Source organism: Bacillus rugosus, from assembly GCF_023238245.1.
In the GTDB taxonomy this organism is placed as follows: domain Bacteria; phylum Bacillota; class Bacilli; order Bacillales; family Bacillaceae; genus Bacillus; species Bacillus rugosus.
Genome location: NZ_CP096590.1, coordinates 177,501 through 192,412, shown reverse-complemented (window position 1 = coordinate 192,412; position 14,912 = coordinate 177,501). Strand labels below are relative to the sequence as shown.

Here is a 14,912-nt window from a genome sequence, read left to right as displayed (position 1 = left end):
AGGAGGAAGTTTCTATGAAACCTGTCTTTCCGCTTATCCTTTCAGCCGTTCTCTTTCTCTCAGGTTTTCTCGGCGCCAGTCAGACAAAAGCCGCTGCATCCAGCGGCTCAGCCGACGCCAAGCAAATTGTCAAACGAATGACGTTAGATGAAAAACTCGGCCAGATGCTAATGCCGGATTTCAGAAATTGGCAAAAGGAAGGCCAGTCCTCTCCGCAAGCCTTAACGGAAATGAATGAGGAAGTCGCCGGCCTCATCAAGAAATATCAATTCGGGGGCGTCATTCTTTTTGCAGAAAATGTAAAAACAACAAAACAAACTGTACAGCTGACAGATGCTTACCAAAAGGCGAGCGCTAAAATCCCGCTTATTCTGAGTATTGACCAAGAAGGCGGCATCGTAACGAGATTAGGGGAGGGAACTAATTTCCCAGGGAATATGGCGCTGGGCGCAGCAAGAAGCAGAATCAATGCCTATCAGACCGGCACCATCATTGGCAAGGAGCTTTCTGCCTTAGGCATTAATACAGATTTCAGCCCTGTTATGGACATTAATAATAATCCTGATAATCCTGTGATCGGCGTACGGTCATTCAGCTCTAATCGAGAACTGACAGCACGACTCGGTTTGTATACGATGAAGGGTTTGCAGCGGCAGGATATAGCTTCTGCGCTCAAACATTTCCCGGGACATGGAGACACAGACGTTGACAGCCATTACGGATTGCCGCTCGTTTCCCATAATCAAGACCGGCTTCGTGAGGTCGAGCTCTATCCTTTTCAAAGAGCAATTGATGCTGGTGCTGATATGGTAATGACAGCACACGTTCAATTTCCTGCCTTTGACGACACCACATACAAAAGCAAACTTGATGGATCGGACGTTTTGGCCCCGGCTACACTCTCGAAAAAAGTGATGACAGGTCTTCTTCGTGAGGAAATGGGCTTTGACGGCGTCATCGTTACCGATGCTCTCAATATGAAAGCAATCGCAGATCATTTTGGCCAGGAAGAGGCTGTAGTCATGGCTATAAAAGCCGGTGTCGATATTGCATTAATGCCTGCCTCAGTTACTTCTCTGAAAGAAGAACAGAAATTCGCACGTGTTACTCAAGCTTTGAAAGAAGCAGTGAAAAACGGAGACATTCCTGAACATCAAATCAACAAATCGGTTGAAAGAATCATTTCCCTGAAAATAAAACGCGGTATGTATCCAGCTCGAAACGACGACAGCATAAAAGAAAAAATAGCCGAAGCCCAGAAGATCGTAGGAAGCAAGCATCACCTGAAAGCGGAGAAAAAAATAGCCGAAAAAGCCGTGACCGTATTAAAAAATGAACAGCACACCTTGCCGTTCAAGCCTAAAAAAGACAGCCAAATCTTAATTGTCGCGCCTTACGAAGAACAAACTGCTTCAATTGAACAAACCATTCGCGATCTCATCAAGCGAAAGAAAATCAAATCCGTGTCCCTCAGTAAAATCAGTTTTGCAAACCAAGTATTTAATGCCGAGCATGAACAACAAGTAAAAGAGGCTGATTATATCATTACCGGCTCCTACGTCGTGAAAAATGACCCTGTCGTCAACGACGGTGTCATCGACGACACCATTTCAGATTCTAGCAAATGGGCCACCGTATTTCCGAGAGCTGTGATGAAAGCCGCACTGCAGCACAACAAACCATTTGTCTTAATGAGCCTGCGCAACCCATATGATGCCGCCAATTTTGAAGAATCTAAGGCACTCATTGCTGTCTATGGCTTTAAAGGGTACGCGAATGGCCGTTATCTACAACCCAATATTCCGGCCGGAGTTATGACGATATTCGGCCAGGCAAAACCTAAAGGCACACTTCCAGTTGACATTCCGTCAGTCACGAAACCGGGAGACATCCTTTATCCATATGGCTACGGATTAAATATCAAAACGGGAAAACCGCTCTAATAAGGAGGGACACATGAGAAAAACAATATTCGCTTTTCTCACAGGGCTTATGATGTTCGGAACGATAACAGCTGCCTCAGCATCATCCGATTCCAAGAATCAAAAGGCTAAAAAACCTAAAGTCCAGACCGGCATAGACACGCTTTTCCCGGATTATAAAAAACAACTCAAAGGAAAACGAATCGGATTGATCACCAATCCAACAGGCGTAAACGCATCTCTGAAAAGCAGTGTTGATATTCTTTACGAGAACCCCGATATCAAGCTGACAGCGTTATTCGGCCCTGAGCACGGCGTACGCGGAGACGCTCAGGCGGGAGACGAAGTAGGCTCTTACATTGACGAAAAAACCGGAATTCCCGTATACAGCCTCTACGGAAAAACGAAGAAACCGACACCAGAGATGCTGAAAAATGTCGATGTTCTTATGTTTGACATTCAGGATGTCGGGACCCGGTACTACACGTACATTTATACAATGGCATACGCAATGGAAGCCGCTAAAGAAAACGGCATTCCTTTTATGGTGCTGGACCGTCCGAATCCTCAAGGCGGGAATCATATTGAAGGGCCAGTCTTAGAACCTGAATACGCCTCGTTTGTCGGATTGTATCCCATTCCGTTAAAGCACGGAATGACCATAGGCGAATTAGCTTTACTGTTCAACAAGGAATTTGACATTGATGCCGATCTGACAGTGGTGAAAATGAAACACTGGAAACGAAAAATGGATTTTAACGATACCCGACTGCCTTTCGTCCTCCCTTCACCTAACATGCCGACGGTGGAGAGCACATTTGTTTATCCTGCAACCGGGCTGATTGAAGGAACAAATATATCCGAAGGGCGGGGGACAACAAAGCCATTCGAATTAATTGGGGCTCCCTTTATCAAAAGCACAGAGCTTGAAGAAACATTAAACAGCCTCAATCTGCCGGGAGTCACATTCAGGGCAGCTTCCTTTACGCCGACGTTTTCTAAACATCAAGGAACGCTTTGCCACGGTGTGCAGCTCTATGTGACAGACAGAGAAAAGTTTGAAGCGGTTAAAACAGGTCTGTCACTCATTAAAACAATACACGACCTCTATCCTGAAAGTTTTGAGTTCCTATCAACAGGTTCATTTGATAAACTGGCAGGCAACGGCTGGATCAGGACAAAAATTGAAAACGGCACTTCTATTAAAGACATCATAGACAACTACAAAAAACCACTCAAGCAATTCAGCAAAACAAGAAAAAAATATCTTATCTATTAAGACGTAAGCATCGTATGTTACACGTGTAACATTTTCTTACCGAACAAAAGACCCTTACTTTTATATCTGAGTAAGGTTTTTTTTTATGACAAAAACCCACCAGCTTTATATAGGAAAACTTTCATTTATTTGGTACAATTTTATTGAAAATGATTATCAATTGAATGTTTCTGAAAAGGTGGTCTACTCTTGCAAAATACAGTGATTTATCATCCCATACAAATTGAATATCTAAAAAAAACAAGTGATCTCTTCTCAGAACAGCAATTAGCGGATTCATTTGTACTGATCTTTCATTTAAAAGGAAACGGCCATATTTCAATCGGAACAAACATCAGTCCTCTGCAAAAAAAGACACTTTATGTTTGTCCGCCTAACGAGACCTTTGGCTTTACGCCCGCAGCCGAAGGTCATATAGATGCCTGTCTGATCAGGCTTCAAAGCTATGTCAAGGAAACCGGGCAAGATATCTTAACACCCTGTACAGAAACGGAATTAGCCAAACTGAAGCTTGTGAATGTTTCACATATCGAAAACCTTACAGTCCGGCTTCAGGAGCTGGCAGCGCTATGGAATGAATCGACTCGGCTTTCTCAGCTAAAATGCGCCATTGAAGTACAAAGCCTGGTTTATGACCTCTTCACTGCCAGTTTTTCTGAGCAGACGGATACACATTCAGCAATCGAAAAAACAAAACAATATATCGAGACCCATGCAGATACAAAAATTACACTTGCCCAGCTGTCGCAAATGGCCGGAATCAGCGCCAAACACTACAGCGAAAGTTTTAAAAAATGGACAGGTCAGAGTGTAACAGAGTTCATCACAAAAACGCGAATCACACGAGCAAAACGGCTCATGGCTAGATCAAATTGCAAATTAAAGGAAATCGCTCATCAAACTGGCTATCAAGATGAATTTTATTTCAGCAGAATCTTTAAAAAGCATACAGGCTGTTCACCTACAAGCTATATGAAAAAACGCCGAAAAAAAATTGCTGCATACGGAAAGGGCACAATGGGCCATCTCATCCCTCTTCATCACATACCGTTTGCGGCCGCGCTGCATCCAAAATGGACGTCTTACTACTATCAGCATTATTCGACAGATATTCCCGTCCAGCTCAGCGCATACCGGTTTAATGAAAAATGGGAAGAAAACCTGCACACGTTATCTCAGGCTGAACCAGATGTGATTTTCAGCATGGATTCTATTTCTCTAGAAGAACAAAATCGCTTGAATCGTATCGCAGAAGTCAATTATCTTCCTTCAGGAGAAAGCTGGAGAACTCACTTTCTGCAAACTGCCTCATTCTTAAAGGAAGAGTCTGAAGCAGAAAAGTGGCTCGCGTCTTATGACCAGCAGACGGCGGCCGCCAAAAAAACACTTCAGCACGCCCAAGGGCTGCGTTTTCTGTTTCTGAGGCTGCATAAGCAAAACTTCTATCTGGCACATAATCGAAGCGTCCGCGAAGTCTTCTTTGGCGATTTAGGACTCCGCTCGGCAAAAACGCCAGATACGCCTTTAGATCAAGCCATTTCGTTAGAAAATATCGCAAATTACCAAGCTGACTGCATAATGCTTTTTCTATTTAAAGAGCCTGAAACCATTGCTTATTACCAGCAATTGCAGCAGACAGAAGCCTGGCAAAACTTAAGCGCTGTGCGGTACAAACGTGTGTATCTTCTATCCTTTGACCCTTGGAATGAATACTCAGCTTGCGGGCACGAACGGATCGTTCAGCAAACCGTTTCTTTACTATCCGGTGATTGTCCATGATAAATTTGGAATTTGTCCATGGTGTTATATCTGTTCATTCTCTATAATTCCAATTGATAATAGTTATCAATTGAACAGGAGGCTCTATAGATGAAAAAGATATCTCTTACCTTATTAATCTTGCTTCTCGCGCTGACGGCGGCAGCTTGTGGCAGCAAAAATGAATCGACTGCCAGCAAAGCAAGCGGCACATCGTCTGAGAAGAAGAAAATTGAATACCTGGATAAAACATATGAAGTACCTGTACCGACAGACAAAATTGCCATTACAGGAAGCGTAGAATCAATGGAAGATGCGAAACTGCTTGACGTTCATCCGCAAGGCGCAATTTCATTCTCCGGCAAATTCCCTGATATGTTCAAAGACATCACTGATAAAGCCGAAGCAACCGGAGAAAAAATGGAGCCAAACATTGAAAAGATTCTTGAAATGAAGCCAGACGTCATCCTTGCTTCAACAAAATTCCCGGAAAAAACACTGCAAAAAATCAGCACAGCCGGCACGACGATCCCAGTTTCTCATATCTCTTCAAACTGGAAGGAAAACATGATGCTGCTTGCCCAGCTGACTGGAAAAGAGAAAAAGGCGAAAAAAATCATCGCAGACTATGAACAAGATTTAAAAGAAACAAAAACAAAAATCAATGAAAAAGCAAAAGATTCAAAAGCGCTTGTCATCAGAATCAGACAAGGCAACATTTACATTTACCCTGAACAGGTGTACTTCAACTCCACACTTTATGGTGATTTAGGCCTTAAAGCGCCGAATGAAGTAAAAGCTGCAAAAGCGCAAGAGCTGATTTCATTAGAAAAATTAAGTGAAATGAATCCTGACCATATCTTCGTCCAATTTTCTGATGATGAAAATGCAGACAAACCTGATGCCTTAAAAGATTTAGAGAAAAATCCAATCTGGAAAAGCCTTAAAGCAGTCAAGGAAGATCATGTGTACGTCAACTCAGTGGATCCTCTCGCACAAGGCGGCACAGCTTGGAGCAAAGTCCGCTTCCTGAAAGCGGCTGCTGAAAAATTGACACAAAACTAATTCAGAGTAGGTTTTTGTATGTATTCAAAACAGTGGACACGTATCATATTGATTACTTCTCCATTTGCTATTGCACTGTCGCTGCTGCTTTCGATCTTATATGGCGCAAAGCACCTAAGCACAGATATTGTTTTTACATCTCTTATTCATTTCGATCCGGGAAACACAGACCATCAAATTATATGGCATTCCCGGATTCCAAGGGCTGCCGGCGCTCTGCTCATAGGGGCAGCCCTTGCTGTTTCTGGAGCACTTATGCAAGGCATTACGCGCAATTACTTAGCTTCGCCCTCCATTATGGGCGTTTCAGATGGTTCCGCGTTTATCATCACGCTTTGTATGGTTCTGCTCCCGCAATCGTCTTCGTTTGAAATGATCATTTACTCTTTTATCGGCTCAGCATTAGGAGCTGTGTTAGTATTCAGTCTTGCTGCCATGATGCCTAACGGGTTTACCCCCGTGCAGCTAGCCATCATTGGCACAGTCACAAGCATGCTGCTCAGCAGTTTATCAGCGGCCATGTCGATTTATTTTCAAATCTCACAAGATCTCAGTTTCTGGTACAGCGCCAGACTTCATCAAATGAGTCCTGATTTCCTGAAGCTAGCCGCTCCGTTTTTCCTAATTGGCATCGTAATGGCCATTTCTCTCAGCAAAAAGGTGACCGCTGTATCATTAGGCGATGACATTTCTAAAAGTCTGGGACAAAAGAAAAAAACCATTAAAATCATGGCGATGCTTTCAGTCATCATTTTAACCGGCAGTGCAGTAGCGCTGGCCGGAAAAATTGCGTTTGTCGGATTAGTTGTTCCGCATATCACGAGATTTCTCGTCGGCTCTGATTACAGCAGGCTGATTCCATGTTCCTGCATCTTAGGCGGAATCTTTTTAACCCTATGTGATCTCGCAAGCAGATTTATCAATTATCCGTTTGAAACACCGATTGAAGTCGTGACATCTATTATCGGTGTGCCTTTCTTCCTTTATTTGATTAAACGAAAAGGAGGGGAGCAAAATGGCTAAAAAATATGCCGTGTTCATCGCTTTAATTCTCGTTGTCAGCTATTTCAGCTTAACGAGCGGATCATTTTCTGTTCGTCCGGCTGAATTGCTCTCCACTCTTTTTCAGATTGATCCGAATCCGCAGTATGACATTTTGCTGTTCGATTTAAGACTGCCGCGGGTTGTCATAGCAGCTATTATTGGACTCGGTCTAGGCATTGCAGGCGCCGTCATCCAAGCCATCACACGTAATGGCCTTGCAGACCCGGGAATTCTCGGAATCAACGCAGGAGCGGGAGCCGGGATTGTCGCGTTTATGCTATTGTTCCAAGGCCAGAAAGAAGTGACATCCATAGCTGCGGCGATGGGAATGCCAATCTTCGGATTGATAGGCGGACTGATTGCGGCGATCCTGATATACATATTTGCGTGGCACAGAGGCAATTTAGATTCAGGAAGAATTATTCTGGTAGGAATCGCGATCAATTCAGGATTTAGCGCCTTGTCTCTGTTTTTATCATTAAAAATGGACCCGCAAGACTATCAAATGGCCATGGTGTGGAAAAACGGAAGCATCTGGTCTGCCAACTGGACGTATATCACAGCCGTTCTCCCTTGGATGCTGTTATTTATACCTATTCTTATCGCCAAGTCCCGCTTGCTCGACACCATTCGTTTTGATGAAGACACAGTCAGAAGCCTGGGTATTTCATCAAATAAAGAAAAAACCATCCTGCTCGTCGCTTGCGTAGCAATCATCAGCGCCTGTGTCTCCGTAGCGGGCAGCATGGCGTTTGTCGGCTTAATTGCTCCCCATATCTCACGGAGACTGGCTGGTGTCGAACACCGCGACATCTTGCCACTGAGCGGTTTAATCGGCATGCTGCTTGTGATAAGCGCAGACTTTGCCGGAAAGCTGTTTTTCCAGCCAGCTGAAGTGCCCGCAGGCATTATTTTGGCGATCCTCGGTGTTCCTTATTTCTTATATCTGCTTTTCAAGCAAAAAAAGGGGGAGAATGCTTGAAAGGATCTCTTTCAGAACACAAAGCTGGAAAAAGGAGGTTCACGCTGTACCTTCCTCCTTCCTACAGCCCAGGCAGCAGGGGATTTCCTGCTGTTTACTTGCAGGATGGCAGTTTTTTGTTTCAGGGCCAAATCGAATTATTAGAAAACAAATTTCAACAGCGAAGGCTGCCCGAACTCGTGCTGATCGGTATCATACCCGAAAACCGGCTGGATGAATATACCCCTTGGCCAGCTGCATCACTCAGTGATCGGTTCCCGGACTTCGGAGGCTTGGGATATCACTATCTGTCTGACATAACAAACCGGTTCATTCCATTTATCGAAGAAAACTGGAACGTCACCAGGGAACCGCAATCAAGAGGAATGATTGGTGCCTCATTAGGCGGCCTCATTTCAATGTTCGCCTTATTAAAGTATCCGTCTGTGTTTGGAAAAATAGGCTCTATCTCAGGCTCCTACTGGTACGAAAACGCAGCGGAAACCATTCATTTATCTTCTTTAAAGCCCGGCCCTGCACGTGTTTTTATGTCTGTCGGCAGTGAAGAAGGCCGTGAAAAACAATCCATTCAGCGACATATGCTGCAGAATACAAAGCAAGTGCATCAAAGTTTAAAAGAAAAAGGCTTCACTGAAAAGCAACTATGTCTTTCAATTGAAAAAGGGGCGGTGCATCACCGCAAGTACTTCTGCCAACAGTTCATCATCGCGCTCGAATGGCTATACGGAAAAAACCGCTCGTAGAATTGAGCGGTTTTTTCATGCTTTCTGCAATACAGGTTTTAGTTCAAAACGATTCAGCATATAGCCAAACAAAGCAGCCAGTATCTGCTGAAACAGCATGCCGATCACCACCGGAACGGCAACCTGGGACGGGAAGAACGTAACGGCAAGAACTGCGCCGGCACTGATATTTCTCATGCCTCCCGTAAAAATAAGAGATACAATTTCCTCCTGCCGCCTTTTCATCATTTTTCCGATCAGCCAAGCAGCGGCATAGCCGGTTAACGCGATAAAGAAAACCGTCACAGCTATACCTACAAATCTCAAGTCAATCGCTTTGAAATAAGGAGCAATTGCTGAACTGTTAATCGCAATGACAGACATCAGGCAAAGCTTTGAAAAAGGTGACAGCGCACTGCTAACAGATGCGGTTCTTTCTGGAGATGAGATCTGATTAAACAGCATGCCCAGAAAAGAAGGAATCACGACCATCACAATCAGCCCTTTCATCATTCCCCACACATCCATATGAACCTGAGCGCCGGCCAGCAATGAAAGGCTCAGCGGTACGATCAACGGCGACAGCACAGTATCAACCAAAATAATCGAAAGCGTCAAACCGACATTCCCTTTGTACATCGCTGCCCAAATCAAGCTTGTAATCCCCGTAGGAATCACAACAGCCAATGTTAAGCCGGTGATCGTCAAAGGATCTCCTTTAAAGATAAGATGGCCGCTGCCCCAGGCAAAAAGCGGCATAAAAATATGAAGAACAAATAATGCAAGAATCATAGGAAGAGGATGAGACAATGCATGTCTCAAAGATTGAAAGTTAGCGCTCAAACTGCCTGCAAACGTAATAAAAGCAAAGATCCAAGGCACAGCCCATTCATATCCGTTTAAAAACTGAGACAGCAGCACGCCCAGCACCACACTAGTCGGCGTTAAAAGCGGCATGACTTTCCCCAATACACGGTTCAGCTTCTGAAGCGTCATATACAAGTCTCCTATTAAATATTTCTTTCTCACTCTATTATATCAATGCTGTTCAGCCATATGTGATATAAAAAAGCCCAGATCTCATCAATCTGGGCTTTCACACTTTATGTCATTTGCTTCATAAGAGCTTTACTAGCATTGTTCAAACCCTTTACTTCGGCTTCAATTCCTTGCTCTTTAAACTTCGCAACAATCTTATCAAGCGCTGCCGCTCCTGAATCATCCCATACGTGGGCCTCAGTTAAGTCAATCACAACTCGCTCAATATCCTCTTGATAAATAAAAGCATTCGTAAGATCAGTCACTGACGCAAAAAAGATTTGCCCCTTCACTTTGTACGTTCTCAGCTTTTGATCCTCTGCATGAGAAACAATTTTCAGCTTCGAGATTTTTGCCACAAAGAACACGGCGCTTAAGAGAACGCCGACGAATACGCCTTTCGATAAGTCGTCTGTCACAACAACCGTAATCACAGTCACAACCATGACAATTGAGTCTGTGAGCGGTGCTTTTTTGAGGCCTTTTAAAGAAGACCAATCAAATGTGCCGACAGAAACCATAACCATAACAGCCACTAACGCTGCCATCGGAATTTTCACGACGACAGTACTCAAAACGGCAATTAAAAACATCAGAAAAGCCCCGGCAACAAATGCAGATAAACGTCCGCGGCCGCCCGCTTTTGTATTAATGACAGATTGTCCAATCATAGCGCAGCCTGCCATGCCGCCAAAGAACCCAGTCACGATATTCGCAATCCCCTGTCCGCGGCTCTCTTTATTTTTGTCACTGTCCGTATCCGTCATCTCATCAATAATCTGTGCTGTCAGCAAAGATTCCAGCAATCCGACAAACGCTAAAGCAATCGAATAAGGAAAAATGATTTGCAGCGTTTCAAAGGTAAACGGAACATCAGGGATTAAGAAATGAGGCAAAGAACTAGAAATATTGCCCATATCTCCGACCGTCCGTACATCCACATGGAAAGTAACCGCAATAATCGTCATCACAATAATCGCGACAAGTGGAGACGGAACCGCAGTCGTAAATCGCGGGAGTACATAAATAATTACCAACGACCCGGCAAGCATTGCATACATGCTCCAAGAAGCACCCTCAAACTGAGGAAGCTGCGCAGAGAAGATAAGGATCGCCAGCGCATTCACAAACCCAATCATCACAGAACGCGGGATGAATTTCATTAATCTCGCAATTTTACTGATACCTAAAATCACCTGAATAATTCCTGTCAAAATCGTTGCCGCAAATAAATATTGAAGCCCATGATCAGCAACCAGCGAAACCATAACGACCGCCATTGAGCCAGTCGCAGCTGAAATCATGCCTGGTCTGCCGCCAAAAATAGAAATAATAATGGCTATACAAAATGACGCATAAAGACCGACCATCGGATCAACACCGGCTATAATAGAAAAGCCAATTGCTTCAGGTATTAATGCTAACGCAACTAAAATGCCAGCAAGAATGTCTTTTCGGATATTCCCGAACCATTGCTGCTTTAATGTAAAACTATTATTCAAATATAACGACTCCTTTTTAAAAAATAAATCCGCACCGTATTAGTTGTATTGGGAGCTGACTTTATTTTACGGGAGAATATGAAAAGGAACACGATCGGGGAAAAAGGGGAAACGTTGAGTATGTTGTATTGAGGCAAGGAGTTATTATACAAAGAGTATCATATTAAATTTTGATCAAATACGCAAGATGAATGCTGAAGAAAATAATGGCTCAAACTTAGTTTGAGCCACTTCGCTGCATTATATCATATCCGGATGAGAAACAAGAATCGTTTTAACTGCAGTAATATCTTTTCTCTCATTTGAAAACGGATCTATGCCCATCAATTCTTGAATGGCAGCCTCATAGTTCTCAAGCGAGGTTTTCTCCGTAATCAGTTCAGAAAGCTGAGGCATGTCCGCGGCACATGAAACCGCATCCTCCATAATCTGGCGAGCCTCTCCCGTTCCAACGATTGTCACGCCATTAGAAAGCAGCTGGAAAGGCCTGATTTTCATCTCATACGTATCATCAAATCCCATTGGCACAAGCCTGCCACCCTTATCTATTAATGGATACGCCCAATCAAGCTGATTGCCGATCGCGTCAAAAATCACATCAAATTTTCTCCCTTGATTAATGCGTCTGACCTCGTCCACCGTTAGATCCTGCGGATGATAAACATAATCGGATATCAGGCCTGCCGCTTCTGTTCGGTACTCTCCCACCTCAGTCGCAACCGTCAGCCTTGATAATTTTTTCACCATCATTTGCACAAGCAGCCCGATCGGACCCGACCCTAGCACCAGTACAGAATCGTCAGGTTTTATTGCAGCCCGCTCTACCACATTTAATACACAGGAAAGCGGCTCAATTAAAGTGGCTCGTTCCCATTCCATATCGTCAGGTATTTTATACATAAAACGGTCCTCGCCTACGTAATAATCGGCAAAAGTGCCATGCGCTCCTAATCCCAACTGCCAGTCTTCAAATGTCTCACAATAACAGGTTAATCCTTTCCTGCAATAATAGCACTTTCCGCAAAACTGAGTCGGATCGATCACCACGCGATCACCAGGCTTAACGTTATTCACCTCAGGCCCCGTTTCTGTCACCACTCCAACAGATTCGTGGCCTAGGATCATATTATGAGTCGCATGCATCTTTCCTTTTAGCACATTTAAATCCGTTCCGCAAATGCCTGTCCCGTATATTCTTACTTTCACATCGTTCATTTTTTTGATTTGAGGTTCTTCTACTTCTTGCATTTCAAGCCGATCATTAGGAGTCCAGACCAACGCTTTCATATGTCTCTTCCTTTCCGTCCCAGCGAATTTGATCCAGCAGCTTCTGATGCAGCTCCTTCGTTGACGCAGCAATGCATGACTGCTGGTTATTGTAGCTAAGATCCGTCAGATGTGTATCATCCAAGGACTTACCATACGCATCAGTAATGACAACTCCCGCTTTTTTCGCCAAAAACACACTTGCGGCAATATCATAAGGAAACAGATGCAGAACCTGTCCATTCCCCACATCCTGAAAATCTTTCAACAGCGCAGGATCGTCCTTTAATAAACGATTACCGATATCCACATAAGCATCCATCTGCCCTGTAATAATTCTGGAGATTGAATAAGAAGCGCTATTGAAAACAAATACACCGCCATTATTGGCTGACTGATCAATCAAATGACCGTACGCATCAATCATTAGGTGCGCGGGATGCCCATTAAACTCAAGGCTCCAGAACATATGTTTAATATCTGTTACTTTACTGAGATTCGGCAGGGTGCCTCGATAACCTTCATAATAGATTCCCTCAGAATAAACATCCGCGTACATATAGGCACCTGTTTTCAGCTCAAGCAGAAAAGCAAATTCAATATCCTTAATCTTTGCATCAGGCTTGTATGCAGCCAATGCGATAGAAATACAAGACATTTCAAGTCCTGCAGCTGCCGGGCGGGTGCCGTCAATCGGATCAACGATCAAAATATACTGAGGATTGTCTCCAAATATCTTCAGACCGCCATCTTCCGTATAAAACGCGACTGACTCTTTCTTGCTTTTCACATATTCCAGCACTGCGTTCTCAGCAGCGGCATCAATGTTAAACTGTGCATCTCCGCCCGGGGAATACCCATTGACTAACCGGTTTTTCAGTGTTCCTTTCTGTCCCTTCACTTCTTCATAAACAAATTTTCCGAGCTCTATAATATATTCTTTCACTTGATATCCTCCAATAGCTTACGAAGTTTGAAACAAAGCACCTCAGCCTCACTAAGCGTAATTGTGAGCGGCGGACGGATTTTAAATACATTTCCGAATCCGTAACGGGAAGTCCGCAAAATTAACCCATAATCCATAGCCCGCTTGGCAATATAATTGGTCAGCTCTACATCAGGCTCATTATTCTCTTTTACAATTTCAACACCGATCATCAAACCTACGCCTCTGACGTCAGCCATAAATGTAAATTCTTTCTTCATATGCTCTAAGGAATCCATAATATAATTCCCAACAATTGTTACATTTTCTAAGAAGCCCGGCCGCTGCATGATTTCGATTGTCTTACAAGCAGCTGCCGAAGCCATCACATTCGAGCCATAAGTAAATGAGTGATTGTGGCCGGCTAATCCCATATACTTTTCCTCCGTCAGGGTAGCGGCAACCTGGAATCCCGTGCCTCCCAATCCTTTCGCGACAGTCATCATATTCGGTTTCACATCAAAGTAATCAGCGGCAAACATCTTGCCTGTCCGGCCGAATCCGGTTTGAATTTCATCAAAAATAAGTGCAATATCATGCTCATCACAGAGCTTTCTTAACTGCTTAAAGTACTCCTTAGGCGGAACAATGTTTCCACCGTTGCCGGAGATCGGTTCAATAATCATCGCTGCAATTTTTCCGTTACTCGCATATTCAATAAAATCATTAATTCTTTCTACACAAAGCATTCCGCATGAATCTGGTTTCTGATTGTAAAAACAACGGTTGCAATAGGGGTCAGGCACCTGCAAACCAAAAGAAAACTGAGGGGGGAACGGCTCTCTTCGAAATGAATTCCCGGATAGCGCAGACATCATATACGTTTGGCCAAGATGGCTCCGGAATAAAGAAATGACATCTGTCTTTCCAGAATAGTTCTGGGCCATTTTAATAGCTCCTTCATTCGCGGCAGAGCCACTGCTAACCTTAGGGTGAACTTTAGTGAGATTGTCGGGGGAGATTTCTACAAGTTTTTCAGCTAGTTTATTAACGGCGTTGGTTTGGTAGGAAGAAGTGACATGTATCAGCTGGTCAGCCTGTTCTTTGACTGTATCAATAACTTCTTTATTGGTATAACCCAAATTCAAGTTGAAAGTAGCAGAGGCACAATCGATATACTCATTGCCCTCTGAATCGTACAAATAGATGCCTTCACCTCTTTCCATGACCACATCATCCACTTTGTAATACAAACTGTCTGGATTCGTAATTTCTTTCGTCCCCACTAACAACACCCCTATTCAATAAAATATGTAAAACTCGTTAATCATCGTATAAATTCTAGAAATTAATGTCAACTACATAAATAGTAAAATTTGTTAACTATTTGTTAACGTTTGCATTGAGGG

At 43.6% G+C, this 14,912-nt stretch carries 12 protein-coding genes; 7 read left to right on the top strand and 5 right to left on the bottom strand.

Annotated features, from left to right (window positions below; genetic code table 11):
• The first annotated feature begins 14 nt into the window (after nt 1–14).
• From M0696_RS01070 to M0696_RS01040, 7 genes are all read left to right on the top strand, one after another.
• Nucleotides 15–1,943: a glycoside hydrolase family 3 protein gene (locus M0696_RS01070; RefSeq protein ID WP_248602379.1), complete on the top strand. Its 1,929-nt coding sequence runs from the start codon at nt 15–17 to the stop codon at nt 1,941–1,943.
• Nucleotides 1,944–1,956: 13 nt separating this feature from the next.
• Nucleotides 1,957–3,201: an exo-beta-N-acetylmuramidase NamZ family protein gene (locus M0696_RS01065; protein ID WP_222143433.1), complete on the top strand. Its 1,245-nt coding sequence runs from the start codon at nt 1,957–1,959 to the stop codon at nt 3,199–3,201.
• Between the two features lie 189 nt (nt 3,202–3,390).
• Nucleotides 3,391–4,980 carry a bacillibactin transport transcriptional regulator Btr gene (btr, locus tag M0696_RS01060; protein WP_222143432.1) on the top strand — a complete coding sequence of 530 codons (1,590 nt, stop codon included), beginning with the start codon at nt 3,391–3,393 and terminating at the stop codon, nt 4,978–4,980.
• Between the two features lie 90 nt (nt 4,981–5,070).
• On the top strand, nt 5,071–6,024 hold the full coding sequence (gene feuA / locus M0696_RS01055) for an iron ABC transporter substrate-binding protein FeuA (protein ID WP_222143431.1): 954 nt from the start codon (nt 5,071–5,073) through the stop codon (nt 6,022–6,024).
• A gap of 18 nt (nt 6,025–6,042) precedes the next feature.
• A complete protein-coding gene (locus M0696_RS01050; protein WP_084992765.1) occupies nt 6,043–7,047 on the top strand; it encodes a FecCD family ABC transporter permease in 1,005 nt (334 codons plus the stop codon).
• Nucleotides 7,040–8,050 carry an iron ABC transporter permease FeuC gene (gene feuC, locus M0696_RS01045; RefSeq protein WP_222143430.1) on the top strand — a complete coding sequence of 337 codons (1,011 nt, stop codon included), beginning with the start codon at nt 7,040–7,042 and terminating at the stop codon, nt 8,048–8,050. Before M0696_RS01050 ends, feuC begins: the two co-directional genes overlap by 8 nt.
• Complete coding sequence (locus M0696_RS01040) at nt 8,047–8,793, top strand: alpha/beta hydrolase (protein WP_222143429.1); 747 nt, start codon at nt 8,047–8,049, stop codon at nt 8,791–8,793. The genes feuC and M0696_RS01040 overlap by 4 nt, the downstream gene beginning before the upstream one ends.
• Nucleotides 8,794–8,808: 15 nt before the next feature.
• Here M0696_RS01040 and M0696_RS01035 read toward each other — a convergent pair whose 3' ends face one another.
• The 5 genes from M0696_RS01035 to M0696_RS01015 form a co-directional block, all read right to left on the bottom strand.
• Nucleotides 8,809–9,729 (bottom strand): bile acid:sodium symporter family protein, encoded by a 921-nt coding sequence (locus M0696_RS01035; protein ID WP_248602742.1) that lies wholly within the window; start codon nt 9,727–9,729, stop codon nt 8,809–8,811.
• A 146-nt stretch (nt 9,730–9,875) separates the two neighbouring features.
• Nucleotides 9,876–11,312, bottom strand: a complete 1,437-nt coding sequence (locus M0696_RS01030) for a SulP family inorganic anion transporter (RefSeq protein ID WP_166854477.1) — start codon at nt 11,310–11,312, stop codon at nt 9,876–9,878.
• Between the two features lie 240 nt (nt 11,313–11,552).
• Nucleotides 11,553–12,599 (bottom strand): zinc-dependent alcohol dehydrogenase, encoded by a 1,047-nt coding sequence (locus tag M0696_RS01025; RefSeq protein WP_222143428.1) that lies wholly within the window; start codon nt 12,597–12,599, stop codon nt 11,553–11,555.
• On the bottom strand, nt 12,574–13,524 hold the full coding sequence (locus M0696_RS01020) for an inositol monophosphatase family protein (protein ID WP_166854479.1): 951 nt from the start codon (nt 13,522–13,524) through the stop codon (nt 12,574–12,576). The genes M0696_RS01025 and M0696_RS01020 overlap by 26 nt, the downstream gene beginning before the upstream one ends.
• A complete protein-coding gene (locus M0696_RS01015) occupies nt 13,521–14,789 on the bottom strand; it encodes an aspartate aminotransferase family protein (protein WP_222143427.1) in 1,269 nt (422 codons plus the stop codon). The genes M0696_RS01020 and M0696_RS01015 overlap by 4 nt, the downstream gene beginning before the upstream one ends.
• Nucleotides 14,790–14,912 lie beyond the last annotated feature (123 nt).